The following is a 26,109-nucleotide window of genomic DNA, read 5'->3' as shown; positions in this document are numbered from 1 at the left end:
ATTCTAACCGGTTAGTTCAGTCTGTTATGCTCCCGACTAAACTAGTCGGTTAGTTCAGATGGAGAGAACTCCGGATGCGAGCCCTGATCTACGATCCCGACACCGCCCACGGCGTGCGCTTCGGTGAGGTCGACGAACCCCAACCACACCCCTCCCAGGCGCTGATCAAGGTAGAAGCGGCCTCATTGAACTTCGGCGAGCTCGCCTTCGCCGCCCGGCAACTCCGTCCCGGCGACGTCTTCGGCAAGGACGCGGCGGGCACCATAGTCCAGGCCGCCGCCGACGGCTCGGGACCACCGCAGGGTGCGCGCGTCACCTCGTTCGCAGGAACCGGCGGATGGGCCGAACGACGAGCCGTCGATACGACGAACCTGACCGTCGTGCCCCCCGCCGTGGACCTGGCCGCCGCAAGCGCCCTTCCGGCGGCCGGCGTCACCGCCCTGCAGGCGGTGCGCCGGCTGGGACCGGTGCTCGGCCGCCGGGTGCTGGTCACCGGCGCATCGGGCGGCGTCGGACGATTCGCCGTACAACTGGCCGCGCGGGCAGGCGCGCACGTGATCGCCTCCGTGGGCAGTCCCGAACGTGCCGAGGGGCTGCAGGCCCTGGGCGCCCGCGAAATCCTCGCCGGTACGGCCAAGCCCGCCGAACCCGTCTTCGGCGTACTCGACAACGTAGGCGGCAACCTGCTGGCCGAGGGGTTCGGGGCCCTGGAAGACGGCGGCATTGCCCTGTCCATCGGATGGGCATCCCGCGAACCGACCATCATCGACTTCGAGGAAGAACGGATGAAAGGCGCTCTCAAGCGTCTCGAACCCTTCACCGTAGCCGCTCCCTTCGGACCGGATCTCGCCTACCTGATCCACCTGCTGGAGAAAGGGAACCTCGATCCGCAGATCGGCTGGCGCGGCCCCTGGGAACGGGTGGATGAGGCGATAGATGCCCTCCTCGGTCGCCGTGTTCCAGGCAAGGCCGTACTCGACCTCATTCTCCGGGACCGGCCCGCGACTACGAGACCCGATCGGCCGGCTCCGAGTCGATGATCTATTGGTCGATGACCGACGACCTGACCCGCCGCTTGACCGGGACGGCCACCCCGACCTGGCGCGATCCCGCACCAGGCGGTCACTTCGGAGCGTCACCCGTAGGGCGGATCGAGCGCCTGATGGCCGGCCGGACGGTGGTGATGGTGGCCTACCGGATGGAGACGGTCCAGCGCGCCGACCGCATCGCCTTCCTGGACGGTGGCCGGGTTGTCGAGGAGGGCGATCACGAGGAGCTGGTACGCCGCTTTGGCCGCTACGCCGATTTCCTCCACGTTGGTGCGGTAAGCTCCCGGTAGCAGCTAGCCAAATTTGGCTAGTGAAGTTCGGGAGGGTTCGATGAAGCCGGTACGGCTGCTGGTCCTGGGCGCGCTGCGCAGGCGCGGGCGCGCCCACGGCTACCAGGTCCGCGCGGATCTGGAGTCGTGGGGCGCGCACGAGTGGTCGACCGCCACCTCGGGCTCGGTCTATCACGCGCTCAAGAGCATGGCCGGTCAGGGCCTGCTGGTGACGCACGAGACGGTCGCTTCCGAGGCCGGAGGGCCGCCGCGGATCGAGTACGAGCTGACCCAGGAGGGCGAGCGGGAGTACCTCGACCTGCTGGGTCAGGCGCTGGCCGACCGCGAGCCGAGCCTGGACGTGCTGGGCGCCGCTGTCGGCCTCATTGAGGACCTTCCCCGGGAGCGGGCCCTGGAGTTGCTGCGCGAGCGGGCCCGCGCCATGCGCGAGTGGCGCGCGAGCATCACCGCGTACCTGCCCGAAGGCACGGATCTGGCGACCTGGGGCCCGGTGGGCGAGGTGCTGTCCCTGTGGCTGAGCACCGCCGACGCCGGCGCCCAGTGGACCGACCGGATGATCCGCCGCCTGGAAGAGGGCGCGTTCACCATGGCCGGCGAATAGGAGTTCCCCCGATGGCCAACGAGATCGCCATACCGCTGCTTCCCTGCCGCTCCATCGACGAGATGGTCGACTTCTACACGATGCTCGGTTTCCGCCGGATCTACTACCAGGTACGGCCGAACCCGTACGTGTTGCTCAAGCGCGAGGATCTCCAACTGGGCTTCTTCGGCATGCCGGAGGCGTTCAAGCCCGAAGACTCCTACGGGACCTGCGTGATCGTCGTGCCGGACACCGGAGAACTGTTCGAGGCGTTCGCCGCGGGCATGCGCGCGGCGAACGGCAAGCTCCTGGTCTCCGGCATCCCCCGGATGACCCGGCCGCGCAGGCGGAAGAACGACGGCAACCACTCCGGCTTCGCTGTCATCGACCCCGGCGGCAACTGGATCCGCTTCATGGCCGCCCGCCCCCTGCCGGAGAAGGAAGAGGCCACGAGCAGGCTCACCGCCTCGCTGAACCGGGCGGTCGTGATGGGCGACTCCCACGGCAAGCACGAGCGGGCGGCCGAGATCCTGGACGGCGCCCTGGAGCGGGACAAGGACACCGCGTCGGCGGCCGAGCTGCTGGAGGCGCTGGTCTACCGGGCCGAGCTCGCCGTCCGCGCCAAGGACCACGCCGCCGCCGGGCACGCCCTGGCCCGGGCGCGCGCCCTCACCCTGACCGAGGCAGAACGCGAGCAGCTCGCCCAGCCCCTGGCGGCCATCGACGACCTCGAGGCCGTGCTAGGTCTCTGACCGGGTACGGCGCTCGCGCGGGACCGCCGAGCGGGGCGGCTGCGCGCGCATGTGGTCGCGCACGCGGGTCATGATGTCGCCGAGGTAGCGCACGTCATCCTTGAGGACTGCGCCGTAGGTCGGGGTCTGTGCTCAGCTCGGCCGGCCCGTGTTGGGCAGGCCGTGTTTCACAGGTGGCCACCTGTGAAACAACGCCTCCGATCGGACGTGTCCAGGGCGAACGCCGTTTATAGGTCGATGCAAACGAGTAGCCGGTTGAAACGCTCCTACGCAAAGACCTGGCGGTGAGCGACGACGACTACCTCCGCGCGGAGGCCCACGCCTGTCCAATGACCTCCTGCGCGGCCCCGGCCGGCTCGCCCCGCCGCCTCGAACAGGCCCTGGCGGCTCCTATCACTCCGAGGTGGCAGTTATCCGGGCTCGCTTTGCCTGGATATGGCGAAGGCTCTCCTCCAGCGCGGATACTTCTCCGAGCCAACGGCGCTGGCGTGCTTCGGCAAGGCGGGCCTGGACGTTGTCGGAGCGCGCTCGATGAGGAGGACGAGAACTCGTACCAGCGAATCACCGGGTGGGGATGAAATGTAGGTCGTTAGCGTGTTCGTGGACGTACGGCGTGCCGTATGGACGGAAGCAGTCCCCGAGGGCCACCCGGCGCAACTGGAAGTGCTGTTCGAACTCGGCCCACTCGGCGGGGGTGGGATCGCGGTAGTCAGCGGCCTGGTCGAGTGCTCGGGGGCGGGCGACGGCGAGCAGGCGCGTGAGGCTCTCGGCGTAGCCGGCGCGGGTCGTGGCTGCGGTGATGGAGTCGAGGAAGCGGTCGACCGCTATCGCGGTCGTCGGGCCGATCGGGGCCGGGTCGGGCTGGCCGGGGAACGAGACGACGGACAAGCCAAGCGCCTCCTACGCCGATGTGACACATAACGTTACCGAGTCGCACCGGCGCGGCGGATGCCGAACTGGGCGGACACGATCGACAGTGACGCCGCCGGTTCGCGAGGCCGCTCCGATCGGTTCAGTCGTTCCTGCCTGTCCTGAAATTCTGCCGTCGGCCACGGACACGTAGGAAGTGAAAGCCCGCAGCGTTCGGAAGGTCTGACGAGGATGACGCGTGAGTGAACAAGACGACCGGTCCCGGTTTGAGGCGGTGTACCGGCGAACCTATGAGCAGATCCTCGGATATGCCGTACGGCGGTGTTCCTCTCCCGAGGACGCCGCCGACGTGGTGGCCGAGACCTATGTGGTCGCCTGGCGGCGGATGGCCGAGCTCCCCGATGGCGAGACCGGCAAGCTCTGGCTGTACGGCGTGGCCCGTCGGGTCCTGGCCAATCACCGTCGTAGCGAGCGGCGCAGGCTCACCCGGCACACCGAGCTCACCGACGAGATCGAACACCTTTACGCCGCCCCCTCCCACCACAGTGAACGGGACGGCGTTGAGGGAGCCATGGGCATGCTCGCCGACAGCGATCGTGAACTGCTGGCCCTGGCTCTCTGGGAAGGGCTCGACCCCGGCGAGATCGCCACTGTGCTGGGCTGTTCCCGTAATGCCGCCCGGATCCGCCTGCACCGGGCCCGCAAGCGCTTCGCCAAGGCCCTGGAGAAGACCCGCCCGTCGGCCGCTGGTTTCGCGTCACGGCCGCTCATCGAGAAGGAGTCAGGGTGAACAACGACCAGATCTTCAAGGACCGGGCGCGAGTGCTGGATGAGGACCTGGCCGGCCGGGCGTCCACCACGGGGGCGGACGCGCTGCTGGCGGAGATCGTCTCGCTGGAGTGCGTTCCGGCCCGGCGGCGGCTCCTGCTCTTTCCTGGCCGCGCTCTGCTCGGCCTGGCCGCGGCCGCCACCGCGGTAGCGGTCACCGCCCCCACGATGCTGTCTGACAGCACAATCTCCGTCGGGCCTCAGCCCAGTACGTCGGTGTCCGCGACGGCCGAACCGACCGCCCGGCAAATCCTGCTCGCTGCTGCCGTCGCCGTGGAGAAGGCCCCTGCGAGCGGCGACTACTGGCGCACCGCGACCGTCAACAAGTGGATGTTGACCGACCCCACCCGCAGCTATGTGCTCGAGGGCAGCCGGTCCCTTGAGACGTGGCTGGCGAAGCGGCCAGATCTGCAGTACTGGCGCATCCGGCAAGATCTCGGCGTCAAGCCCGCGACCCCGCAAGACGAGGCGGCCTGGCGGGCCGCGGGGGCACCTACCAGCTGGCGATACCCCAAGAACATGAAGACGGAAAACCTGTTTTCCGTCCCGTCCAGGCCGCTGGAGGCGGCGGCAGGTGAGCGAACCGCCGAACGGCTTTATGGCAAGTGGAAGGGTTCGGCCGGTGACCTGGCAGGGAAGTCGATGACCTGGAAGGAGGTGCGCGCGATCCCGAGCGAGCCCGAGACGCTCCGGAGCTACCTGGAAGAGCGCATCGGCCGGCTGGAGCTGGCCGGATCCGGGATGGACGTGGAGGAGGCGAGGGCGTACATCCTTCTGCGAAACTGTGTGGACATCCTCAGTGGCCTGCCGGCCTCGCCCGAGGTTCGGGCATCCGCGTACCGGATCCTTGCGGCTCTGCCCGGCATACGGGCCGAGGGGGAGATGACCGATCCGCTGGGCCGGCGCGGGCCGACGCTCAGCTATCAGGAGGAGATAGAGCCGGGCCTGTTCTCCAAGGTTCAGCTCGTGATCGATCCCAGCACCGGCCTGCTTCTTGCCGAGGTGAGGACGAACACCACCAAGCTTGCGAACGGGCGGCAGGCGGAGCTGCGTCTCTCCACCGCGTACCAGGCGATCGGCTGGACCAACGACCGCCCAGAACTGCCCACGCATCGGAACTGAGCCGCTCACCCATCCGCGCGCGAGGTGCCCAGCTGTCGTGACCACCCACCACCCCAGGGAGGACCTGCTCGGCGACAACGGCGGGACGTTCGCCTTCGACGGCCTGGAGGCCGCCGTCCGTCGCGCCAGGCAGGCCGCGGGCGACAAGCACGTGCTGGTCATGGGCGCGAACGTCGCCCGGCAACTGCTGCGGGCGGGCCTGCTCGACGAGATCTGGCTGCACATCGCGCCGCTGCTGCTGGGCGGCGGCACGCGGCTGTTCGACGGGGAGCAGGTGGAGCTCGTCCCGGTGGAGGCGGTCGCGGGTGGAGCGTTCGTGCCCCACCTGCGTTACCGCGTCCGCAACCCCTGACGCCACACCCGGGCGCCCCCGCTCCCGTGCCGCGGCGCCTCTCTTGCCCCCCGGGAGCGGACGATCGATACTGCCCACTACCGGGGGGAAAGCGCCATGCACCATCACCGTCCACGAGCAGGGAGTGATCGCTGTGGCCCCTCCGCACCGCTACGTCCCCTCACGCCGTGATCTGCTGAGGTCCGGCATCTCACTCGGCGCCGCCACGGGTGTCGCCGGCGTCGGCACCGCCGACGCCTCGATCGCCTGGGAACCGCCGCGCGCCCAGGGCGAACGCAGCATGGTGAACGTGCCGTTCGAGGGTTTCGAGAACGTCCGGGTCGGGCTCATCGGCCTCGGCAACCGGGGCGGGAGCCAGGACGTGCGCTGGGGCGCCGTCTCCACCGTCACCGCCGTGTGCGACATCCGTCCGGAACGGGTCAGCCGCACCATCGCCCGCATCATGCAGCAGGGTTTCCAGGACGTCGAGCCGGTCGGCTACTCCGCGGGCGAACAGGACTTCCTCAAGCTCGTCCAGCGCGACGACATCGACCTGATCTACATCGCCACCCCGTGGGAATGGCACTACCCGCAGGCTAGGGCGGCCATGGAGCACGGCAAGCACGTCGCCGTCGAGCTGCCGATCTCCCCGCACCTGGACGAGATCTGGAGCCTGGTACGCACGTCCGAGCGGACCCGCAAGCACTGCATGCTCCTGGAGAACGTCAACTACTTCCGTCCCGAGCTGCAGATGTTCAACATGGTCCAGGCGGGGCTCTTCGGCGACCTGCAGCACGGCTCCGGCGGTTACATCCACGACCTGCGCTGGCCGTACCTGTTCGGCGGCGCCTACCACCCCGAGTACTGGCGGCGGCGCTGGCAGACCCGGATGAACGCCCTGCACTACCCGATGCACGGCCTGGGGCCCGTCTCGGCCGCTATGGGCGTCAACCGCGGAGACCGCTTCGACGAGCTGGTCGCCGTGGCCTCCCTGCCCAAAGCGCTGGCCCTGTTCCGCGAGGAGGACCCGCGGGTGACGCCGGACCACTCGTCCTGGCAGGACAGGCCGTACATCTCGGGCGACCGGCACACCTGCTTCGTCACCACCGTCCACGGCCGGTTCATCCGGGTCGAGCACGACGTGAACTCCCCCCACCCGTACACCAGGGAGACCACGCTCACCGGCACGCGGGGATCGATCGAGCTCGACAACGCCCGGGTCTACCTCGAATCGCTCGGCCACAACGACCACACGTGGCGGACCGGCAGCGCCTACACCGCCATCCGCCAGCAGTACGACCACTGGTTATGGCCGTTGCTGGAAAGGCTGGCCGACCAATACGGCGGGCACGGCGGCGGCGACTTCGTCTCCATCTTCCGCCTCGTCCAGTTGATGCGGCTCGGCATGACGCCCGACATCGACGTCTACGACTCGGCGGCGTGGTGCTCGGTGATCCCGCTCAGCCACGAGTCGCTGAGGTCCGGCCGCCTGCGCCCGGTCAAGGTGCCCGACTTCACCCGCGGCCACTGGAAGGAGGCCCGCCCCACCTTCGACCGCCCGCAACCGGAGGACCCACAGCTCAGGGCCGGTTCGACCACCGGCCGCCGCGCCACCGGGATCATCGAGCCGGGCAGCAGCGAAGCGAACGGGGACGCCGACCCCGCACCGGGCGCCCGCAGCGGCCAGGAAGGCGGCCGACCGGCCCCGGACGGCCAGTGACCGCCGGTGCGGGAACGAGCGCGGCGCTACCCTCACACTTTCGTGGCGGCGGACCACGTCACCTGAGGACCACCTCGAACCGCCCAGATGGCGCATACCTGCCTATTGTTGCGATCTTCCCCGACGCGGGCATGCGAATTACGGGCGTCATGAGGACCTGGCCGTGACAGGCCATGGCGGTGAGCCGTCCGGACGCCCCCGGGCCGCAGCGTTCTCGGCGGCATCGGCCCGCTCGACGGCCGCCCTCGCGCGTCCCTCCGCCGTTCTCGCACCCTCCTGGGCGGCCTTGGCCTGCTGCTCGGCCTTGGGTGGCGGCCGCGCGCTCGCCCTCGGCCTGCTCTTCGAGGTCGGCGATGGGCTCCAGCAGCTCGGTCTCGATGCGGTGCAGCAGCGCGGTCTCGGTGCCCACCTGGGTGCTGACCGCCTCGGTCAGGGCGTGCAGCGTGGGGCGGTGCTCGGCCACCGTGGCAGCGAAGGTGGTCTGCAGCTGGGTGCGGCGCTGGTCGTGCGAGCGCTTCTTGGCGTTGCTGATGGCGTCCTTGCAGCTCCGGGAGCAGTGCTTCTTCTTGCGTCCGACTGGGGAGTGCTCCAGCGGCCGGGGCAGGCCGTCGGGTGCAAATTGTCATGAAGTTGGCAGCCCTAATATGCCACGACATGTCACTTAGCTGGTCAGCTGGTCAGCTGGTCGTGGGCGGTGGAGCGGCCGATCTTGAGAGTGCGGGCAGTCTCGGTCACCGCAACAACCGCACCCCTCGCCCCGGCGAAGAACTGCTCAAGCCGATCCGCCGGCTCATCGAATCCGCCGGCTCATCGAATCCGTCAACGACACCCTCAAGGGGTCTGTCCAGTGACTGGAAGACCACACAGTCCCCGTGGATGCGGAGTTCGAGATTTCGCGCGCCTACACCCGAAGGTGCCAGACGCACGAGATCTCGTGGGGTCAAGCGTTCCCGCGTCCCGACGCGAGAATCAGCACCGCTTGCCCCCGCGGACCAGGACCCCGGCCCCGACAGGACTCATGGTGCTGAACTTCCTGGTGGTGCCGTAAGCCATGTAGGCGCATGGCGGGTCGGGGGCGTAAGCGAAGTCGACAGTGAACTGGCCATTCCCGTAGCAGTTATGGATCACAGCCGAGGCCTTGGCGCCCCCCTCATCTTTGGAGTGGATGTGGACGTTCAAGACGTATGGGGTGCATGTGGGTGTAACCGTCGCGTGGGCCACGCTGACGGGCACGCCCAAGAGGGCGAGTGTGGTCACGGAGGTGACCGCCGTGCGGAGGAGGTTCCTGGGGTTCATGGCCTCGCTTTTCGACTGTTGGGATACGGTATGCAGTATGTGTATACGTTTACAATTGGTGTGTACACCCCTATGGGTGCCGAGAACTTCGTCCATTTCGGTGCACGCCACACGCGGGCGCCGGTAGCCCAAGGGGTGCCGTCATCAGCCGCACTCGTGGGCGACATCGGTCGGAACCTCGACCGCCAGCTCCGGCTCCACCTGTACTCCCCTGCTGATTCGGGTGCGCAGAGAGTGCAGGGCTTGCCTGAGTTCGGCCGGTTCGATGTCGGTGATGTCGGCGTCGAAAGTGAGGAGCAGTCCTGCCAGTCCTGGCCATGACCATGCGCCGAGGGTGAGCCGGCACGTGGTTTCGGTGTCGTACTCGACTGTTGATCCGCCGGGGGCGAACCTGGCGACGGTGGAGGCGGGCAGGGCGAGGATGGCTGAGCCGCGGCATTGCCATTCGGCGGCGGCGTCTCCGCGGTCGTGTGCGGTCATGACGAAGGCGACGGGATCGCCGTGCGGGATGTCGCGTCGGTCGAAGGGGGTGTGCGTGGGCTGGTGCGCCTGGATGCGGTCCACGCGCATCGCGCGCCATCGGTCCGCATCCGGGTCGAAGGCGACCAGATACCAGCGTGCGGCCCAGACCACGAGGTCGTGCGGCTCCAGCGTGAGCGTGACAGATTCGCCGTCACCGGTGTAGCCGACGCGTACGAGGTGCTGCCGGTTGATCGCGCTGCCGACGGCGCGGACGGTCTCGGCGTCGATCGGTGGGGCGGGGAACTCCCAGTAGTTGCGGGCTGAGGAGACGGTGAACGCTTCGGCGTGCCGGCGGCTGCGCGCGGGCATCGCCTGGTGCAGCGTGGCGAGAGCACGGGCCGCGTTCTCGCGGATGCCGGACAGGACCGCCGGGACGGTTTGCAGCGCGACGGCCGCGGCGACGGCCTGGTCCTCGTCGAACACGACCGGCGGCAGGCGGGCGGCGTGACCGAGCCGATAACCGCCACCCGCGCCGCGGACGGCCTCGATCTCGTACCCGAGGTCCCGGAGCGTGTCGATGTCGCGCCGTACGGTTCGCACCGACGTGCCGAGCCGGGTGGCGAGTTCCCCGGCGGTCAGGGTCGCGCCGATCCCGAAGATGGACAGCAGTTTGAGCGTCCGCGCGGAGGTGGCAGCCATGATGCTCCGATTCTCTCGCCATAGCGGTCACTCGATGGCAACTATGCCCGACAGGGTGACCGGCATGACCGCTTCACCGAGCCCTCGAAAGGGCACCCTCAGCACTGAGGTTCCTCCCGCACCCATCGCCGGCGCCGGCGCGACCGCGGCGCTGCTGGTGGTGCTCTTCGGGTCCTTCATGGACCTTCTCGACGCGACGATCGTGACCGTCGCGGCCCCGGCGATAGCCCGCGACCTGGGCGCCGGCGACGCTCAGATCCAGTGGACGATCGCCGCCTACACCCTCGCCCTGGGCGCGGGCCTGATCACCGGTGGACGGCTCGGCGATCAGTACGGCCGCAAGCGGCTGTTCATGATCGGGCTGGCCGGGTTCATGGTCACCTCGGCGCTGTGCGCGCTGGCCGTCGATCCTGGGATGCTCATCGGCATGCGGGCCGCGCAGGGACTGACCGCCGGGATCATGGTCCCGCAGGTGTTCGGGATCATCCGGGCATCTTTCGCTCCGGGTGAGCGTGCCAAGGCGTTCGGCGCGTACGGAGCGGTCCAGGGCCTCGCCTCGGTCGCCGGCCCGCTGCTGGGCGGGCTGCTCGTCGAGGCCGACCTGTTCGGCCTGGGCTGGCGTACGATCTTCTGGATCAACGTGCCCGTCTCGGTCCTGGCCCTCGTCATCGGCGCGAAGGTGTTGCCGGAGTCCCGCTCCGCCTCGACCGCGCGACTGGACCTCCCCGGCGCGCTCCTCGCGGCCACGGGCATCCTTCTCCTGCTACTGCCGATCATCCAGGCCGAAACCTGGGGATGGACCTGGGGCAGCTACGCCCTCCTGGCGACCGGGATCGTCGTGCTCGCGATCTTCCTCGCCCACGAGCGCCGCCTCACCGGACGCGGGAACGAGCCCGTCTTCGACCCCGCTCTGCTGCAAATCCGGGCCTTCACCGTCGGCCTGGCCGCTTCGGTGCTGTTCTTCGGCGGCCTCGGGTCGTACTTCCTCACCCTCTCGATCTACCTGCAGAACGGGACCGGCCGGACCGCGTGGGAGGCCGGCCTGGTGATCCTCCCGTACGCACTCGGCTCGATCATCACCTCCGGCCTCGGCGTCGCTCTCGCCGCCAAGGCGGGCAGAACGCTCCTGATCGCCGGCTCGCTCACCATCGCGGCATCGCACCTCGTCCTGTGGTACGTCGTCAAGGACGGCGACGATCCCGGATACTGGCTGCTCGCCCTGGCGCTGTTCATCGGCGGCCTCGGGCTCGGTCTCGCCGCGCCGATCCTCGTCAACGTCGTCCTGGCGGGCGTCCCCGGGCGCAACGCGGGCGCCGCGGGCGGGGTGCTGTCCACCGTCAACCAGATCGGCGGCGCCGCCGGCATCGCCGTGCTCGGCACGGTCTTCTTCACCTCCGTCATCGGTTCAGCCGCCGGGGCGCCGACGCTGCCCAGCTACAGTCACGCGCTCAGCATCGTCCTGATCGCCTCCGCCGCGCTCTACCTGCTCACGGCACTCGTGATGCTCGCGCTCCCGAAGGCCGCGGCCGAGCACGCCGAGTAGAGAAGCATGCCGCTTGTCAACCGGCATGCTTGAGCGCGCCGCCTGTCACTAGGGCAACGGCGCAGGCGAAGGGGGCGCCCTGCCCGCACATCAGGACAGGCTGACCAGGAAGGGGTGCGGCCTAGAAAGGGCTGGGCTCGCGGGGGCACCGGCCCCGCGGGCCCGTCAGGTCCGATCGTTATCTTGGGCTCTTGGCCCATTCTCGCAGGTCAGATCGCTATGATCTTGTTAGGTGTGTAAGGCCCGGTGCCGAGCCGGGCAGCCATAAGCGATCGCCGCCGCCCGCGACCAGCTCGCCGCACTACTCGCTGTACGCCAACGGGTCCTGGGCGCCGGGCACCCCGACATCCTGACCACCCGGCAGGAACTCGCCCGCTGGACAGAGCAAGCGGAAGAAGCGAAAGGCTAGGGCGGCCTTAATCGACGGTCTGGTGTCGTTCAGGTCGCTGCATCCCCCCAGTGGCGACCATTTGTCGAGCCGAGGCATTGAAGTGCTGTGGGAGTCAGGACGCGCACGCTCCTTGCCGCTGCCACCGCCTACAGCTGACGACTTCGTGGTTTATCTGCATATCGACTTCGATGTGCTCGACCCGCGGTTCTTCGAGAGCGTGGGATATCCGACGCCTGACGAGCTCATCTCGCTGATCACGGCGGTGGGTGAGCGGTTCGAGGTCGTGGGGATCGGGCCCATGGAGTACGAACCGGGGAGGGCGGAAGATCAGGAGCTGATGGGGACGATGGTGGCTGGAATTATGGAGGGATGCGGCCGGGGGTGAGGCCACGGCCGACGCCCATCCCCCGGCGACAGGGAATGGGTGTGAGGGTGCCTGGGCCGCCCGGATATCGGATCAGCTAATCATCCGAATTGTCTTTGGCCCAGATATAATTCCCGTCAGAGTCGGTCTTGTCAGGATAAACCCACTCATATCCCGACACCTTCTGGAAAGGAATTGGAGGTTCGGGCTTGTCCCAGTAAGGGTTGTAAATCCACGGGAAATCATCATCATGGGTGACCACTGTCACGGCATGCTCCTGCCGCCACCATGACGGGATGTCTCCTCTCAGTGCTGCAGCGCGACCTGCAAGACTCCAGCGGCGGTCTCCGGTGACGGCGACCCAATGATCACTCCCGCCTTTCTGTTGCGATCGCCCTCGAGCTGGTCCTGATCTAAGAATCGCCCGACACCTCGCAGGTTCCACTGCCATTGGTGCTTCGTGCCCGCACTGCGCTCCAGCAACAGCGCGGAATCTTCGTAATCCTCGAAGACGATGGCCGATGGCCCGGGGAATCGAACGCACAGGGCATAAAAATCGCCCGTTCGCTCGCCGATGTCCTCTACCCCATCTCTCCGATCCACCCGGGACTGAAGGTCGCGGGGGGCACGGGAGAGAGTGTCCCGCATCTTCTGGCGCGGGTCGTCGGTGACCAGGTCCGACCCCCGGCCGTAAGCGTTCACGTGCGCGGCCACTGCCGCTCGGGCGAGCGGTCCAGCGCTGTCGCGGGAAGGGTCGAGCGGGTCCAAGAAGTCGTCAGCGCTGAGGCCAAAGGATTCACCGACGGCCCACAACATGTCCAGCATCTGCGCGGCGGCGAACTTGGCGCTCTCGGTGTACACCACGAAAGGGGGATCCCGTTCGTCGTCGTAAAGGGAGTCAAGGGGCGAGGATGCCGTGGCCTGGGCGATCACATCGCGCGCCTTGTCGCTGGCCGGGGCGGCGCTCTCATCGGTATACGCCGGCATCGCCCCAAGGTTCGGGGCACAAGGGCGTCCTGCCATGGAGGTGTTGACCTGCCCATTGAATATGGCGGTGACGAGAGGGCGTGGCCGTCCCGACATGCCCCTGATCTCCGAAGTATCGAAGTCGTCGGCGACGAGCCCACGCGCCTGACCGGCAGCCCACATCGCTTTCAGCAGCTTTACGGCCGTGTCCTGCTGTGCTTTGACGATATTGTCGAGCTCCAGCGCCTTGTTTTGGTACGGCGTCACATCACCGCCGTACCAGTGCGTTTCATGCTCGACCATGTCCGCTGCCGCGTCGCTCATGACGGTCCCCTACCTCCCGCAGTTCGGCGAGCAAGCCGGGAAGATCCCCGGACTTCATGCATACCGCGCGAATACCACCTGCGGAAGTCGTTGCCGGCCGCACCTCGGCGCGCTCGATCTGGCCGCGTCGCGGTGACCAAGGACGGATGCGCACGCCGTTGACTTAACGGCAATTGCGTTCAATCCACATCGCAGGCCGCATCCCTACCCCATCGGCATGACTGAACCCGCTTCCGTCCTCCTTGACCTGACCCCGCCATGATCGAGTCGCTCGACCGACGCCACCGGCATCCCCCTCGCCGTCATCCTCACCGGCGCCAACCGCAACCCAGCTCATCCCGCTCCTGCAGGCCATCCCGAAGGTTCGCGGCAAGCGCGGCCGCCGCCCTCGCCGGCGTCCTGACGTCGTGCTCGCCGATCGAGGCTACGACCACGACAAGTACCGACGCATGGTGCGCGAGCTGCAGATCCGCCCGCTGATCGCCCGCCGCGGCACCGAACACGGCTCCGCCCTGGGCAAACACCGCTACGTCGTCGAGCAGACCTTCGCCCTGCTGCACGCCTTCCGACGCCTGCGCATCCGCTGGAGGTTCGCGCGGACATCCACGAGGCCTTCCTCAGCCTGGCCTGCGGGCTCATTTGCCGGCGGCGACTTGCCTCATTGCGTTAGGACCTCTAAGCGCACCATAACCGGGATCTCCGCGCGAGCGAATCCTGCGCGCGGATGACCGGCCGACTACCGCGGACGCGGTACGTTCGCGGCCCCTGCGGCGTCCGCGGCAACCGGTTACGGCATCGGCGGCAGGGCGGATTGCCCACCTAAGGCGGACGATCGGCGGCGGGTCCGGGGGCACGATCGGGCATGTCCAGTCGCAGGAGGAGAAGGAGCACCTCATGTCGGTCCGTCACCTGTTCACATCCCTGCTCGTGGGGCTCGGGCCCGCCGCCCCGGCGGTCGTGAACGCCCTGGCTCAGCCCGACCCCACTGTCTACGGCTGGACCACCGGACGTGTCTGGGCCTCGGCGGCCGCGCTGGTGGGGCTGGCCGGCGCGGTCATCGGCGGGCTCGCGCTGGCCCGCTCCGCCGGTCGCGTCGGCACCGGCACCGGCAGGCGCGGGGCCGTCGTGGCCCTGGCGGCGGGGCTGGCCGGCACGATCGTCGGCGGAGTGGTCGTGGCCGTCGCCGACGGGGGTCCCGGCGCCGGCTACGGCATCGTCGGCGGCTACGTGGCCCTGGTGGTGGGGCCGATCGCCGTGCTCCTCGGCGGGCTCGCCCTGAACCGCTCCCGCCGCTCCCACCGCGTCGGCTGACTCGGGACGGCTCGACCTCGGGGGCGGATATCGGGTTCGTCATATGCTGGGGGACGTGCCGAGTCGGGACGGTGGGCGGGGATGAGGGAGTTCCAGCGCGGGGCGGTGCGGCTGCACATCCTGCACCATGCCGCCGAGCAGGACGTTCACGGGGCGTGGTGACCGAGGAGCTCAAGCGGCACGCTATGCGATCAGTCCCGGCACGCTCTATCCGACGCTGCACCGGCTGGAGGCCGACGGGTTGCTGTCCTCGCGGCAGGAGGTGGTCGAGGGCCGAGTGCGGCGGATCTACCGGGCCACGAAGGCGGGCATGGCGGACAACTGGCGGATCGCAGGGCGCTGCTGGAGCTGGCACGCGAGGTGCTCCCCCAGGCGGACCGCCCACCGGGGACCGCTTGACCCCTGAACGTTACTTGAGCTCTACGTTGGCTGCTGCCCCCGGTGAGTCGGTCGTCTCAGAGCGCTCGGTCACGATGAGCCTCTCGTGAGCGCACGGCGCAGGGCGTATGCGGCGGCGCCGATGGCCAGCACCGCGGGTCCGGCGATCACCGAGGAGAGCGGCAGGGCGAAGGCGAGGATCAGGCGGCCGGCAGGCCGACGGCCGGTATCAGCCGTAGCCGGCGGCCCTCGCCATGGGGGCCGCTAAAGGCATCCGGGGAGGATCGGACCGGATTTTGGCGCCAGAGAGTCGATCTTGACGACGATTCGGGGGCAAAGTAACCCTGGGTGACGACGGAGACGGGGGTGCTGTGCTGACCGTGGCCCCAGCTTCTAGGTAGATCACCCTGTCAGTGGCTGCTGAGAGGGCGTCAAGGTGGCCGCTTCTGGTCGCGTTATTGGCGCGAGAGTGCGCGAGTGAGGCCTGCCAGGATGGTCGTTGCGAGGATCCACCCTGCAGTGATCATCGCCGCGGCGAGCCACTGTTGTGCGCCGCGCGGGCCGAAGAAGCTCTCCTGTCCGAAGCTGATGATCGGGAGGAGCAGGTCCAGGGTGTAGAGGAAGGCGTTGAAGGGGGGAGCCTCGCCTGGCTTGAAGGGCGGTGGCTGATGGACGGTGAAAACGACCGTGCCGACAAGGAGAAGGGCTGCGAGCCAGAGCGCAGCGCGGAAGGGTCGGTAGCCGTACCCGACGGTACAGTCCTGCACATATCCCCACAGCCGCGCCCCGAGCCGCTGCCCCGAGCGGCGGCGACGCTGTTTGGCCAGCAGCACGTCGCGAGCAGCCTCATCGTGACCCTGCCGGCGGTAGACGGCGGCCAACTGCTCATAGGGTTGAGGTTGGTACGCCTCCCTGGCCAGCCAGTCAAGTCGCTCCCGGACAGGCAGGGGAGCCTCCAGGCTGTCATAGGTGAAGCCGTTCATCAGGACGTGAGCAGGCCACCGGCTTGGAGCGTCATCGAGCACGCCGACCCGACTGTGGCGAAGGTCGACGGCCCGCAGCAGTTCCGTCTGGGGCCCGATCTTCAGCGAAGCCGCATCTACACCACGAAGGTGAAGGTCACCGTCGATGGTGGTCTCCTCAAAGCACAGTGTGGCGGCGATCCGGGAGTTCCTGATCGAGACGTCTCCCGTGGCCGCGAAGCCTTCGCAGCAGTCGATGCCCCCGCCCGCGATCACCTCCCATAGGGACAGAACCCGCCCGCCGGGATTACTGAGGGCGGCACCGTGAAACTCCACGCTGCCCTCGATTCGGGCGTTGATGAGCACGATCTCCCCGTCGGCACGGAACCCTTCGCTGCAGCTGAGCCTGCCCGTGACCCCCAGCCGACGCAGGGAAAGCGCCGTCGCACCCGGGTTGGACAACGTCCCGCCGTCGAGGTTGACCGATCCGCGAACCTGGGTGGAGTCCAGAAAGATCTCTCCGTTCGCCACAAAACCTGGTGTGAGCCGCAGTCCGCTGCCGATCTCCATCAGCGGCGCGTTCAGCGTGCGTCCTCCCGGATTAGCGAGGCGCGCCTGGGCGAAACGGAGCGAACCGGCCACACGGGCTCCGCGCAGAAGGATTTCACCTTCGGCCGAGAAGCCGTCATCGATGCGCAGCCCGCCCTCGACACTGAGTCTCTCCGCGTTCAGGGCGATGCCGTCCGGGTTGGACAGCTGGGCTCCGCTGAAGACGCACCGGCGCCCTATCCGGGCGTCCTGCACGCTCAGCTCCCCCAAGGAGCGGAAACCGCGGGCACAGGACAACCCGCCGTCGATGGCGACCCCCTCGGCGGTGAGGCTGAAGCCGCCTGACCGCCCGACCCGTGCGCCATCGAGGGTCATCGTCCCGCCTATCCTGGCGCCGACAACGCGTAACTCTCCGTCGATGACGGCGTTCGCGCACAGAAGATCACGGTCGACAATCAGGCCGTCGGCCTGGACAGCCTGAAGTGCGTGGATCCCTGCGCCGCTGAGATTCAGTGTCCCGGACACATGGGCCCCGGCAAGCTGGATCGGGCCGGCCATCTGACAGCCTTCCAGGCGCAGTCCCCCGCCGATCACAGCGTCTACAGCCTGGAGTCCGGGCGCCCGGGAGGCCGCGAGGTCCACCAGGCCGGTGCGGGCTCCGGTGAAGACCGGCGCTTCCTCGAACTCGCACTTGGTCAAGATCAGAGGGTGCTGTACCTCGGCGTACGACAGGTCCAATCGGCCCGCGATCCGGGCGCCGGACAGGTGCATGCCGGGCGTCTGCCCTGCAAGGCGTTCCTGGGCGCCGAGCAACATCCTTGCGATGATCGCAGCCCGAACGGGAGCGCCAGGAAGATCCACAGGATGCGCTGTGGGAAACGCCTCCCAAAGGGCGAGTTCCGCCTCGGACAGATCCTCGATGATCACAGGGCACTCCTGGAAGGTCGCACGCGTCGGTATGGAGAGCCTCCAAGGTCACCACCTGTCTTGGCAACCTTCATGCCCGGCCCGTCCCTTGGATCGCAAAGTGCGCGATTCGCAGAAATGACCATTTCTGCGAACACGGTCTGTGATCGCAACTACTCACAGCTGCATGGTGTTTGCTGTGCCGACCAGGGCAGCGCGCCGGCCCGCTGGGCGGGCGCCCCAGGACGCCACCCTCCCCGATTGCCGGTTGGGCGCAACCATGGTTACAGTAACTGTGGTTACTCGCTGAGGTGGGACATGGTGCGGAGGGTACGGCGATGAGCACGGCCGGGCAATGGGTACTGCTGGCGTATCGCATCCCGCGCCAGCCGTCGACGCTGCGGATCACGGTCTGGCGCAAGCTGGATCGGCTCGGGGTGGCGCGGCTGGGTGACGGGCTGGTCGCGCTGCCCGCCGATGCCCGGACCCGGGAGCAGATCGACTGGATCGCCGAGGAGATCGGCGAGATGGGTGGCAGCTCCACCGTGTGGCTGGCCGCCGCCGGCAGCGCCGCGCAGGAGAGGGCGATCGCCGCCGAGATGCGCGCCGCGCGGGCGGCCGAGTACCGGGCGGTGCTGGAGCAGGCAGAGGCGGCGGCCCGGGCGCGGCCGGGCGAGCGCAGCCGCGCGTGGAAGCGGCTGCAGGCCGAGCTGCGCAGGATCGGCCGGCGCGACTACTTCCCGCCCGCCGAGCGTGAGGCCGCGCAGCGCGCGGTGCGGACGCTGGCCGGCACCGGCACCGGTGCTGGGGCGGGCGAGGTCGCGCGATGAGGTGGGCCACCCGCCCCGGAGTGCACATCGACCGGGCCGCGTGCGCCTGGCTGATCCGCCGCCACCTCGACCCCGAACCGGAGTTCGTGTTCGTCGACGACCCCGCGTCGGTGCCGGCGGACGCGACGCCGTTCGACATGCGCGGGGCCGAGCTGTCGCATCACGGCGGTGACTGCAGCTTCGAGACGATCCTGCGCCGCTACGACCTGGACGATCCGGTGTTGTGGAAGTTGGCCGAGATCGTGCATGAGGCCGACATCGACGACGAGCGCTTCGACGCGCCCGAGGCGCCCGGAGTGGATGTGATCCTGCGCGGGCTGTCCATGATCTGCGACGACGAGCGCGTACTGGAGATCACCGGGCCCCTCTTCGACGGCCTGTACGAGTTTCACCGGCGGGCCCTGCTGCTGGGACGGGAACCGGCGTGAGGGGCACGGTCGGCCTGCTGCTGACCTCCCAGGCACTGCGCGGCCTCGGCTACGGCATCGCCGCCGTTCAGCTCGGCGCGATCTGGCGCCTCGGCGGCCTGACGCCGGCCGAGGTCGGGCTGATGCTGGCGGCCATCCTGGCCGGCACGCTGATCTCCAGCCTCGCCCTGGCCCGCTGGGCCGATCGGGCCGGCCGCCGCCGCGTGTACGGCGCCCTCTACGGAGCCCTGCTCTGCTCGGGAGTCGTCATCGCGGTCGGGGCGCCGCTGTGGCTGCTGGCGGTGGTGGCGATGAGCGGCGCGCTGTCGGTCGAGGTGATGGAGTCCGGGCCGTTCACCACGCTGGAGCAGGTCATGCTGGCCAGCACCGGAGGGCCGCAGCGCGAGGTGGTGCGCGGCTTCGGGCTGTACAACGCGGTCGCCGCCGTCGCCGGGACGGCAGGGGCGCTGCTCGGCGCGCTGCCGCCAGACCGTCGGCGGCTCGGCGGCGTCCTGGTCGTCGTAGGCGCGGCCGGCATGATGCTGGCGTTCCGGCTGCCCGCCAGTGTCGAGGCGCCTGCCGTCTCGCCGGGGTCACAGCGGCCCCGGATGCTGGCCCGCTCCCGCGGCCCGGTGGCGCGGCTGGCCGCGCTGTTCGCCGTGGACAGTCTGGCCGGCGGCTTCGTGGTGCAGGCCTACCTCGGCTACTGGCTGAGCCTACGCTACGGCGCCACCACGCAGACCATCGGCATCACCTTCGCCGTGCTCGGCGTGCTGCAGACCGCCTCCCTGCTGGCCGCCCCGGTGGTGGCGGCCCGGGTCGGGCTGTTGCGCACGATGGTGTTCACCCACATCCCGTCCAACCTGCTGCTGGCCGCCGTGCCGTTCGCGCCCGGCCTGGCGGGGGCGGTCGCGCTGCTGATGGCGCGGGCCTGCCTGTCGCAGATGGACGTGCCCACCCGGCAGGCGTACGTGATGGCTCTGGTCCCCGAACAGGAGCGGACCGCGGCCGCCGCCGTCACCAACACCGCCCGCTACCTCACCCGACCGGCCGGACCCGCCCTGGCCGGAGTCCTCCTGCCCCTTGGCCTGGCGCTGCCGTTCGTCATCGCCGGAGTCGCCAAGACCGCCTACGACCTCACCCTCTGGCGGATCTTCCGATCCGTCCGCCTGCCCTCTGAAAGGCCGTCATGACCATCGAAGCGACCCGTGATGTGATCCCGTTCCGCCAAGCCGTACGGGCCTGGTTCGGCATCTCACTGCAGACCTTCGGCGGCCCGGCCGGCCAGATCGCCGTCATGCAGCGCACCCTGGTGGAGGAGAAACGCTGGATCGGCCAGCAGCGTTTCAACCACGCGCTCAACTACTGCATGCTGCTGCCCGGCCCGGAAGCACAGCAACTGGCCATCTACGTCGGCTGGCTGCTCAACGGCACCCGCGGCGGCCTGGTCGCCGGCACCCTGTTCGTGCTGCCGGGCGTGCTCGCGCTGCTGATCCTCTCAGCCGTCTACATCCTGTGGCAGGACACCACGGTGGTGACCGCGCTGTTCGCCGGCATCGCCCCGGCCGTGCTCGCGATCGTCGCCCAGGCCGTCATCCGGGTCGCCAAACGCTCGCTCACCCACCCCATCTTCGTCGCCCTGGCCGCGGCCGCCTTCGCCGCGCTCGCGCTGTTCGCCGTGCCGTTCCCGCTCGTGGTCGCTGCCGCAGCGCTCGCCGGCTGGCTGGTCCACCGGCGGGCTCCGCACGTCTTCACGGCGGGCAACGGGCACGGCGGCGACGGCGGGCCGACGCCGCTGATCCCGGACGACGCCCTGCACCACGCCCAGCCGAGCTGGCGCTCGGCGAGCAAGATCCTGGCGGTCGGGCTGGTCGCCTGGTGGCTGCCCGTGGCCGCGGTGGCGCTCTTCCTCGGCACCGACAGCGTGTTCACCACCCAAGGGCTGTTCTTCTCCGGCACCGCGCTGGTCACCTTCGGCGGCGCCTACGCCGTGCTGGCCTTCGTCGCCCAGCAGGCCGTGCAGGTCTACGGCTGGCTGACCCCCGGCGAGATGGTCCGCGGCCTGGCCATGGCCGAGACCACCCCAGGACCGCTCATCATGGTGGTGCAGTTCGTGGCGTTCCTCGGCGCCTACCGCGACCCCGGCGCGCTGACCCCGTGGGCCGGCGCGCTGCTCGGGGCGCTGCTGACGACCTGGGTGACGTTCGTACCGTGCTTCCTGTTCATCTTCCTCGGCGCCCCCTACGTCGAGAAGCTGCGGCACAACACCGCCATCAGTGCCGCGCTCACCGGCATCACCGCCTCCGTGGTGGGCGTCATCGCCAACCTGGCGCTCTACTTCGCCGAGCACACCCTGTTCGGCAAGACCTTCACCTGGGCCTGGGGGCCGTTCACCGTGCAGGTCCCCGAACTCGGCACGGTCAACTCGGTCGCGCTGCTCATCACGGCATCGGCGCTGGTCATGACGTTCGTGCTGAAGTGGCCGATGCTGCGCATCCTCGGCCTCTGCGCCCTGCTCGGCATCGGCACCGTGCTCCTGCCCTGATAGCCGCCAAGAGCGCCACGGGGTCCCACCGAGCCCCACCCCGGGCTGCTGACACGGCCGGAAACCTCACATGGCTGACATGCCTGACGACCCCTATATATCTGTACGGCAAGGGATCGCCATGGATTACTGCAAGGAGTCACCCCAGATAAGGAGTGCTTCCCCACTTCTGGATGGACTTCCGGATGGTGGGGAGGCCGTGCTCCTTGGGATTCCGGATCGCGCGGGCGATCTCGGGGAGGGGCGTGTACTCGATACGGCGCATATCGGTCCTCGCTAGGGTGCCGGGGTGGACGAACTGCTGGCGGTGCACGCCGAGATCGACAGCGGCGGGCGACTCTGCTGCTGACCCCGGATGGCCCAGGGTCAGGCGCCGAGATGATCGAATACGTGGTCGCCGGATCAATATCATCGCAGAAGGGAGGGGCTCTGGCCGGGACGCGCCAAAGGATTCTGGGATGATCGTAGCGCAGGACGTATCGTGGGAGGTGTTTCTTGAGCAAGCGCCTGGCAGCGCTTCTGGTCGGCATGGTCACGGTTTGCTCTTCCGGTTGCCAAGCCTCCAATGAAACCAAATTTTCACTTGAGGAGTGCTACGAAAAAGACCGTCGCGAGAGTGAGCAACTCGCGAGAGAAGTAGGAACTCTCTTAACCCCACCTGTGCGATCAACACTAGCGAACGGTAGCGCCTGTGACTCAGCCCCAGAGGGAGGTGCATCGATAACCTATATCATAGGAGCGGACATTCCCCTCAAGCCGGTATTGGACAAATTCTACTCTGCTGGATGGAGCAATCTGCCGCCATCTTCACAGACTTGCCTCTGCTACCAAACGTGCATTGCCGGAATAGGCAAAACGATGGATGACGGACGATACATTACGGCGACGGTGCAAAATGCCAGCATTGGCAGATATATGCTGGAAGCTTTATTCAGCAAAAGCGCAGTGTGAATTTATGGAGTCGAGTATCAACTTGCCGGAGTATCGATGGCAAGCCCGACACTCCATTCTGGATGGATTGCATGCCAAGGTCACGGCAGGTGTGCAGAGACTTGTCTACTCCACGGATGACGTTTGGTCCCTCAGTACGTGTTTGAGAAGATCATTCATATTCGACGTGGCGGCGTGACGACTGGCGCGTACGCCGTCAATCTCGATGACTCACGGGGCGACCGTCCGTTCTGATCATTTCAGCTGACGGAGGTTTGCACCTGATCGTCCCGTTCGCTACGGGCGGGGGGCACGGCCGTCTGCCCGAGCCGCTCGGGCAGACGGGGTTACTCCTCTCGGGATCGGCCGGATACGTTCCCACTGGTCAAGCGGGTGCCGGCAGCTGTAGTACTTCGTCGAGATCGGGCTCCGGAGCCCACTCGACGCAGGTGGGGCGCTTGCCGGTGGCGACATACTCCAGCACCGCGCGGCGCGCGGTCGCGGTGCTCACCCGCGCCAGCTCTCCGGGGACCGTGACAAAGGGCGCGTCGATCGACCACATGACGGTGATGGGCGGGCCCGGTTCCAGCTCGATGCCGATGGTGTCGTCGGCCAGCCAGTTCAGCGCAGCCCGGCCGACCTCGATGTCGATGTCGACACGCAACTCGCCCTCGCCACCCTCCGGGCCGAACCAGAGCGACTGGCCGGACCCGCCGTGCGCCAAAATTTTGCATACGGCCACGTCGAAACCCTCGCCGGCCCGCTCCGGATCGGAGTATGTCCGGAGGTGCAGCAGGTGATCCGTCATCACGTAGCTCATGGCGGATCAGGCTACTGGTCCCGGTGACGATGTTATGGAAGAACGTCCCTTCCCGCCGTCGGTGGTCGTCCAGCCGCTCATCTGCGAACCGTTCGGCGATCACGTGCGGCAGCAAGTGCCCGGTCAGCCATGATCGAGTCTTGTACAAACAGCGCAACAGGGCCGAACGGTGTATCAATCGGATCAAGGAGTGGCCTGGGTTGGCCTTCCGCTTCGACAAGACCCCCAGAAACTATCTGGCGGGCCTTCATCTCCGTGGAGCCATCTTGTGGATCCTGAGCCTTCGACCGGTTTAAAGATCAGAAGATTGATCGCAAGGTCGCTGACGACCTCATTGATCGTCGGCAGCCGATCGCCCGGCATGAGCACACCGAGCCGCAAGGCGTGTTTTGACCTGATGCATCAGCCGCAGATAGGTCGCCACTCCAGAGCTCGGCTCGAGTGTCGTGGTTCTGGGCCGAGATCGTCACAGCGAACTCCTCCGCCCTGACCTCCTCGACAGCCACAGCTCCGACATGAGCATGAAGGGGAGAGAGCGTCAAAGCCACACGAGCCGAGATCCGGATGACACTCCGCCTGTTGCGTTGGCGGACCCCAGCAGGGAGAGGGCCGCCGCGGCTGTGGCGACGACGATCGTCCACTACGCGAGCCCCACCTAGCTGGACCTGTCCACTTGAGTCAGGCACCTTTTGACGCGCCGTTTCCGACAGATGAGCAGCACTGCTTTCGCCTGGACGACGATCCGCTCGCAGGTGACACACGCCGCCCTGAACCGGCCGCGCGTCACGGCCGGCCCTCCGGGCGATCAGCCGAACGACTGGTTGTCCAGCGTGTTCACCTTCACGGCAGTGATCTTCACTTGCCTCATCACCACCTGGGGCGTGCCCACCGGCTTACTGCAGGCGAAAGTGAGCGGCCCGGTGACAGGATAGTGATGCACGACGTTGAGGAAGATGCTGTGCCGGCTCTGCGGCGCCAGCGTCACCTCGGTGATGTCGCCGTCCGAGTTGGGGCCCGTACCGACCGTGCAGAGGTACCCGATCGCCGAGAAACCGGTGTTCTCGGCGTAGAGCTTCGCGGTGATCGTGTACGAGCCCGCGCCCAGGAACCCGCTGAAGCCGGGGCTGAGAGAACCGGAATGGACGATCTCGTTGTCCCACCGGCTGATCACCTCCGGTGGCACCGCTGCGGCGGGGCCGGCGTTCCCCGCCAGCAGCGCGCCTGCGGCCACGACGACGGCCAGCGCGGATAGGCGCAGACCGCGGCCGCGGTGTGACGGGAGGGTTGAGGGCATGCTCATGTGAGCTTCTCCTTGGGTGAGTGGTATCCCCGCGCGGGACGCGTGAGGCTGCCGCACGCCTGTCGCCAGTCCGAGGCGGCGTACACCGGCTCATGCGTACCCCGCAACCTTGCCCTCTCAGGTGTCAGGTGACCGCGGAAAAGTACCCACGCCGGCCGTGCCGGTCGTCATCGCGCCTTCGGTCGGGAGCCGTCGTGTGATTCTCCGCCCGCGTCGGTCCGGCCAGGGGCCGACGGCGAGCACGAGGCAGACGGAAGCTCCCGTGGTCATAGGCGGGAGTCGCCAGCGTGCTCCCGCACCCAATTCGCGAACGTCCGGCAGGCCTCCCGGTAAGCTGCTCGGCGATCATCAACGGGGCTGGGCGGCCTTGGTGCCCGCCTCCCCTACCGCCTCGGGGACGCCGTCCAGGACATCGGATATCCGGGGTGGCGGCCTCCGCGAGCGCCAGGGCGCGACCGTGTGGACGCGCCAGTCGGGCTCGCCGGCCTCCCGCGCCTCAGGGACGTGTGCGTCCAGGCAGTAGGGTGCACCCGTTGATCTGCTGACCTTGCAGTCGCAGCAGGTTGAGCGTGGCGGTAACGCTTGTGGGCCGTCACCGCGCGGGCTGGAAGGGGTTGGGGGCGACACCCGCTCCGATACGACCGTGAGCTTCGAGGGAGCCAAGCTGCCGTCGGGTGAAACGCAGTGGTCGACGGGCAGCGGTGTCATTAAAAGATGTCGACGATAAGCAGGAGATCGCTGAACCGCACTCCACTGGTGGTCGCATCCTTGCGTTTAAGGTCACTGTCCCCTGACAGCGAGCTTTGAGTTGGCGCAGAGGGATGCCCCGATCAGGTCGCCGGTCCGGTTGTGCAGGTGGCGGTCCAAGCTGGTGAGGGATGCCGCATTTGCAAGTGCGTAGTACGTCGCCCTCCGTGCCGGGGCTTGCAGGGCGCCGATCGCAACCTGTAGGTTGCCATGTATTGGCAACCTACAGGTTGCGAAGGGAGTGAGCATGGTTTCGGATGCGATCGAACGTGTGGTGATACTGCAGCACCCCATCGAGCGGGTGTGGGCCGCGCTGACCACCGCGGAAGGGCTCTCGCGGTGGTTCGGCTCGGTGGCGGAGATAGATCTTCGGCCCGGTGGGCGCGCATGCTTCCGTTGGGACCACCTCGACGAGGAATCCGTCGCCACCATCGCGGTGGTCGACCCACCACACCGTTTCGCGTTCAGGTGGGCAATCGAGGGCTTGGCGGAGGATGACGCACCCCAGACGCTTGTGGACTTCACCCTGGAACCGGTGCCGAACGGCACTCGGCTGCGCCTGGTGGAGAGCGGTTTCGCCCAGGTCGCCGACGACGTGGCCCGGTCTGCCCACAAGGCCAACAGTCAGGGATGGGACACGGAGCTCGTCGACCTGGAGACCTACCTCGATGCGACCGCCTGATGGGGAAAGGCAGGCCGTTGCGGTGTTCGCGGCGCTCACCGATCCAACGCGGCGGGCGCTGCTGGAGGAGCTCGCCCGCGCCGGGCCCGCAACCGTCACTGATCTGGCGCGACGGTTGCCCATCAGCCGCCAGGCGATCGCCAAGCACCTGGGCC

At 68.1% G+C, this 26,109-nt stretch carries 27 protein-coding genes and 1 pseudogene; 20 read left to right on the top strand and 8 right to left on the bottom strand.

What is annotated here, in order from left to right; translation table 11 throughout:
- The first annotated feature begins 113 nt into the window (after positions 1–113).
- Genes BLS95_RS51795 through BLS95_RS51780 form a run of 4 tightly spaced genes read left to right on the top strand, consistent with a single transcriptional unit; the run spans position 114 to position 2,671 of the window.
- Positions 114–1,040 carry a zinc-binding dehydrogenase gene (locus BLS95_RS51795; RefSeq protein ID WP_245765796.1) on the top strand — a complete coding sequence of 309 codons (927 nt, stop codon included), beginning with the start codon at positions 114–116 and terminating at the stop codon, positions 1,038–1,040.
- Between the two features lie 11 nt (positions 1,041–1,051).
- Positions 1,052–1,339 carry a hypothetical protein gene (locus tag BLS95_RS51790; protein WP_245765795.1) on the top strand — a complete coding sequence of 96 codons (288 nt, stop codon included), beginning with the start codon at positions 1,052–1,054 and terminating at the stop codon, positions 1,337–1,339.
- 40 nt (positions 1,340–1,379) lie between these two features.
- On the top strand, positions 1,380–1,940 hold the full coding sequence (locus tag BLS95_RS51785; RefSeq protein ID WP_090947018.1) for a PadR family transcriptional regulator: 561 nt from the start codon (positions 1,380–1,382) through the stop codon (positions 1,938–1,940).
- A gap of 11 nt (positions 1,941–1,951) precedes the next feature.
- Positions 1,952–2,671, top strand: coding sequence for a VOC family protein (locus BLS95_RS51780; RefSeq protein WP_090947017.1), 720 nt, complete (start codon positions 1,952–1,954; stop codon positions 2,669–2,671).
- 561 nt (positions 2,672–3,232) lie between these two features.
- On the opposite strand, the gene BLS95_RS51770 is transcribed toward BLS95_RS51780, so the two are convergent.
- The gene (locus tag BLS95_RS51770) at positions 3,233–3,559 is read right to left on the bottom strand and encodes a hypothetical protein (protein WP_090947016.1); all 327 of its coding nucleotides are present in this window, start codon (positions 3,557–3,559) and stop codon (positions 3,233–3,235) included.
- A gap of 220 nt (positions 3,560–3,779) precedes the next feature.
- On the opposite strand from BLS95_RS51770, the gene BLS95_RS51765 reads away from it, so the two are divergent.
- From BLS95_RS51765 to BLS95_RS51750, 4 genes are all read left to right on the top strand, one after another.
- Positions 3,780–4,331, top strand: a complete 552-nt coding sequence (locus tag BLS95_RS51765; RefSeq protein ID WP_090947015.1) for an RNA polymerase sigma factor — start codon at positions 3,780–3,782, stop codon at positions 4,329–4,331.
- Entirely contained in the window at positions 4,328–5,491 is a 1,164-nt protein-coding gene (locus BLS95_RS51760) for a CU044_5270 family protein (RefSeq protein ID WP_090947014.1), read from the top strand. The genes BLS95_RS51765 and BLS95_RS51760 overlap by 4 nt, the downstream gene beginning before the upstream one ends.
- A gap of 37 nt (positions 5,492–5,528) precedes the next feature.
- Positions 5,529–5,843, top strand: coding sequence for a dihydrofolate reductase family protein (locus BLS95_RS51755; RefSeq protein WP_245765794.1), 315 nt, complete (start codon positions 5,529–5,531; stop codon positions 5,841–5,843).
- A gap of 133 nt (positions 5,844–5,976) precedes the next feature.
- Positions 5,977–7,542: a Gfo/Idh/MocA family protein gene (locus tag BLS95_RS51750; protein ID WP_090947043.1), complete on the top strand. Its 1,566-nt coding sequence runs from the start codon at positions 5,977–5,979 to the stop codon at positions 7,540–7,542.
- 58 nt (positions 7,543–7,600) lie between these two features.
- Here BLS95_RS51750 and BLS95_RS51745 read toward each other — a convergent pair whose 3' ends face one another.
- The gene (locus BLS95_RS51745; protein ID WP_090947012.1) at positions 7,601–8,005 is read right to left on the bottom strand and encodes a hypothetical protein; all 405 of its coding nucleotides are present in this window, start codon (positions 8,003–8,005) and stop codon (positions 7,601–7,603) included.
- A 977-nt stretch (positions 8,006–8,982) separates the two neighbouring features.
- A complete protein-coding gene (locus tag BLS95_RS51735) occupies positions 8,983–9,999 on the bottom strand; it encodes a helix-turn-helix transcriptional regulator (RefSeq protein ID WP_090947010.1) in 1,017 nt (338 codons plus the stop codon).
- Between the two features lie 64 nt (positions 10,000–10,063).
- On the opposite strand from BLS95_RS51735, the gene BLS95_RS51730 reads away from it, so the two are divergent.
- Positions 10,064–11,542: an MFS transporter gene (locus BLS95_RS51730; protein WP_090947042.1), complete on the top strand. Its 1,479-nt coding sequence runs from the start codon at positions 10,064–10,066 to the stop codon at positions 11,540–11,542.
- Between the two features lie 554 nt (positions 11,543–12,096).
- The gene (locus BLS95_RS51725) at positions 12,097–12,318 is read left to right on the top strand and encodes an arginase family protein (RefSeq protein ID WP_090947009.1); all 222 of its coding nucleotides are present in this window, start codon (positions 12,097–12,099) and stop codon (positions 12,316–12,318) included.
- Positions 12,319–12,394: 76 nt separating this feature from the next.
- Here the strand turns inward: BLS95_RS51725 and BLS95_RS56555 are convergent, their stop codons facing one another.
- Both BLS95_RS56555 and BLS95_RS51720 read right to left on the bottom strand, forming a co-directional pair.
- The gene (locus BLS95_RS56555; RefSeq protein WP_176993879.1) at positions 12,395–12,565 is read right to left on the bottom strand and encodes a hypothetical protein; all 171 of its coding nucleotides are present in this window, start codon (positions 12,563–12,565) and stop codon (positions 12,395–12,397) included.
- 38 nt (positions 12,566–12,603) lie between these two features.
- A complete protein-coding gene (locus BLS95_RS51720; protein WP_090947008.1) occupies positions 12,604–13,587 on the bottom strand; it encodes a hypothetical protein in 984 nt (327 codons plus the stop codon).
- Between the two features lie 277 nt (positions 13,588–13,864).
- Here BLS95_RS51720 and BLS95_RS51715 point away from each other — a divergent pair.
- From BLS95_RS51715 to BLS95_RS51705, 3 genes and pseudogenes are all read left to right on the top strand, one after another.
- Positions 13,865–14,257: pseudogene (locus tag BLS95_RS51715) on the top strand (transposase); the annotation flags it as partial.
- Positions 14,258–14,481: 224 nt separating this feature from the next.
- Entirely contained in the window at positions 14,482–14,898 is a 417-nt protein-coding gene (locus tag BLS95_RS51710; RefSeq protein ID WP_090947007.1) for a DUF6223 family protein, read from the top strand.
- Positions 14,899–15,025: 127 nt separating this feature from the next.
- Positions 15,026–15,304, top strand: a complete 279-nt coding sequence (locus tag BLS95_RS51705) for a PadR family transcriptional regulator (protein ID WP_245765793.1) — start codon at positions 15,026–15,028, stop codon at positions 15,302–15,304.
- Positions 15,305–15,731: 427 nt separating this feature from the next.
- Here BLS95_RS51705 and BLS95_RS51700 read toward each other — a convergent pair whose 3' ends face one another.
- Positions 15,732–17,714 (bottom strand): hypothetical protein, encoded by a 1,983-nt coding sequence (locus tag BLS95_RS51700; RefSeq protein ID WP_090947006.1) that lies wholly within the window; start codon positions 17,712–17,714, stop codon positions 15,732–15,734.
- 317 nt (positions 17,715–18,031) lie between these two features.
- Here BLS95_RS51700 and BLS95_RS51695 point away from each other — a divergent pair, with 317 nt between their 5' ends.
- The 5 genes from BLS95_RS51695 (at position 18,032) to BLS95_RS55210 (ending at position 22,426) form a co-directional block, all read left to right on the top strand.
- A complete protein-coding gene (locus BLS95_RS51695) occupies positions 18,032–18,523 on the top strand; it encodes a Chromate resistance protein ChrB (RefSeq protein ID WP_090947005.1) in 492 nt (163 codons plus the stop codon).
- Entirely contained in the window at positions 18,520–18,951 is a 432-nt protein-coding gene (locus BLS95_RS51690; RefSeq protein ID WP_090947004.1) for a chromate resistance protein ChrB domain-containing protein, read from the top strand. The genes BLS95_RS51695 and BLS95_RS51690 overlap by 4 nt, the downstream gene beginning before the upstream one ends.
- On the top strand, positions 18,948–20,123 hold the full coding sequence (locus tag BLS95_RS51685; protein WP_176993878.1) for an MFS transporter: 1,176 nt from the start codon (positions 18,948–18,950) through the stop codon (positions 20,121–20,123). Before BLS95_RS51690 ends, BLS95_RS51685 begins: the two co-directional genes overlap by 4 nt.
- A complete protein-coding gene (gene chrA / locus BLS95_RS51680) occupies positions 20,120–21,475 on the top strand; it encodes a chromate efflux transporter (protein WP_090947002.1) in 1,356 nt (451 codons plus the stop codon). The genes BLS95_RS51685 and chrA overlap by 4 nt, the downstream gene beginning before the upstream one ends.
- A gap of 495 nt (positions 21,476–21,970) precedes the next feature.
- Positions 21,971–22,426, top strand: coding sequence for a hypothetical protein (locus BLS95_RS55210; protein ID WP_143044283.1), 456 nt, complete (start codon positions 21,971–21,973; stop codon positions 22,424–22,426).
- A 364-nt stretch (positions 22,427–22,790) separates the two neighbouring features.
- Here the strand turns inward: BLS95_RS55210 and BLS95_RS51675 are convergent, their stop codons facing one another.
- Together BLS95_RS51675 and BLS95_RS51665 are read right to left on the bottom strand one after the other, a co-directional pair.
- A complete protein-coding gene (locus BLS95_RS51675; RefSeq protein WP_090947001.1) occupies positions 22,791–23,225 on the bottom strand; it encodes an Imm1 family immunity protein in 435 nt (144 codons plus the stop codon).
- 805 nt (positions 23,226–24,030) lie between these two features.
- Positions 24,031–24,525: a hypothetical protein gene (locus BLS95_RS51665; RefSeq protein ID WP_090947000.1), complete on the bottom strand. Its 495-nt coding sequence runs from the start codon at positions 24,523–24,525 to the stop codon at positions 24,031–24,033.
- Positions 24,526–25,519: 994 nt separating this feature from the next.
- On the opposite strand from BLS95_RS51665, the gene BLS95_RS51660 reads away from it, so the two are divergent.
- Both BLS95_RS51660 and BLS95_RS51655 read left to right on the top strand, forming a co-directional pair.
- Positions 25,520–25,954 carry an SRPBCC domain-containing protein gene (locus tag BLS95_RS51660; RefSeq protein WP_090946999.1) on the top strand — a complete coding sequence of 145 codons (435 nt, stop codon included), beginning with the start codon at positions 25,520–25,522 and terminating at the stop codon, positions 25,952–25,954.
- Positions 25,941–26,109, top strand: a 169-nt coding sequence (locus tag BLS95_RS51655) for an ArsR/SmtB family transcription factor (protein WP_143044281.1), incomplete at its 3' end; no start/stop codon positions are given. The genes BLS95_RS51660 and BLS95_RS51655, both read left to right, overlap by 14 nt.

This window comes from Nonomuraea jiangxiensis (genome assembly GCF_900099965.1).
Taxonomy (GTDB): domain Bacteria; phylum Actinomycetota; class Actinomycetes; order Streptosporangiales; family Streptosporangiaceae; genus Nonomuraea; species Nonomuraea jiangxiensis.
Note: the sequence above shows the minus strand (reverse complement) of the source record. Positions and strands in the feature narration are given on the sequence as shown.

Coding starts and splice junctions, on each gene's coding strand:
- chrA (WP_090947002.1), top strand. CDS start 20,120: ATGACCATCGAAGCGACCCGTGATGTGATCCCGTTCCGCCAAGCCGTA.
- BLS95_RS51780 (WP_090947017.1), top strand. CDS start 1,952: ATGGCCAACGAGATCGCCATACCGCTGCTTCCCTGCCGCTCCATCGAC.
- BLS95_RS51665 (WP_090947000.1), bottom strand. CDS start 24,525: ATGAGCATGCCCTCAACCCTCCCGTCACACCGCGGCCGCGGTCTGCGC.
- BLS95_RS51785 (WP_090947018.1), top strand. CDS start 1,380: ATGAAGCCGGTACGGCTGCTGGTCCTGGGCGCGCTGCGCAGGCGCGGG.
- BLS95_RS51690 (WP_090947004.1), top strand. CDS start 18,520: ATGAGGTGGGCCACCCGCCCCGGAGTGCACATCGACCGGGCCGCGTGC.
- BLS95_RS51660 (WP_090946999.1), top strand. CDS start 25,520: ATGGTTTCGGATGCGATCGAACGTGTGGTGATACTGCAGCACCCCATC.
- BLS95_RS51730 (WP_090947042.1), top strand. CDS start 10,064: ATGACCGCTTCACCGAGCCCTCGAAAGGGCACCCTCAGCACTGAGGTT.
- BLS95_RS51790 (WP_245765795.1), top strand. CDS start 1,052: ATGACCGACGACCTGACCCGCCGCTTGACCGGGACGGCCACCCCGACC.
- BLS95_RS51735 (WP_090947010.1), bottom strand. CDS start 9,999: ATGGCTGCCACCTCCGCGCGGACGCTCAAACTGCTGTCCATCTTCGGG.
- BLS95_RS51705 (WP_245765793.1), top strand. CDS start 15,026: ATGCCGCCGAGCAGGACGTTCACGGGGCGTGGTGACCGAGGAGCTCAA.
- BLS95_RS51720 (WP_090947008.1), bottom strand. CDS start 13,587: ATGAGCGACGCGGCAGCGGACATGGTCGAGCATGAAACGCACTGGTAC.
- BLS95_RS51695 (WP_090947005.1), top strand. CDS start 18,032: ATGAGCACGGCCGGGCAATGGGTACTGCTGGCGTATCGCATCCCGCGC.
- BLS95_RS51675 (WP_090947001.1), bottom strand. CDS start 23,225: ATGAGCTACGTGATGACGGATCACCTGCTGCACCTCCGGACATACTCC.
- BLS95_RS51710 (WP_090947007.1), top strand. CDS start 14,482: ATGTCGGTCCGTCACCTGTTCACATCCCTGCTCGTGGGGCTCGGGCCC.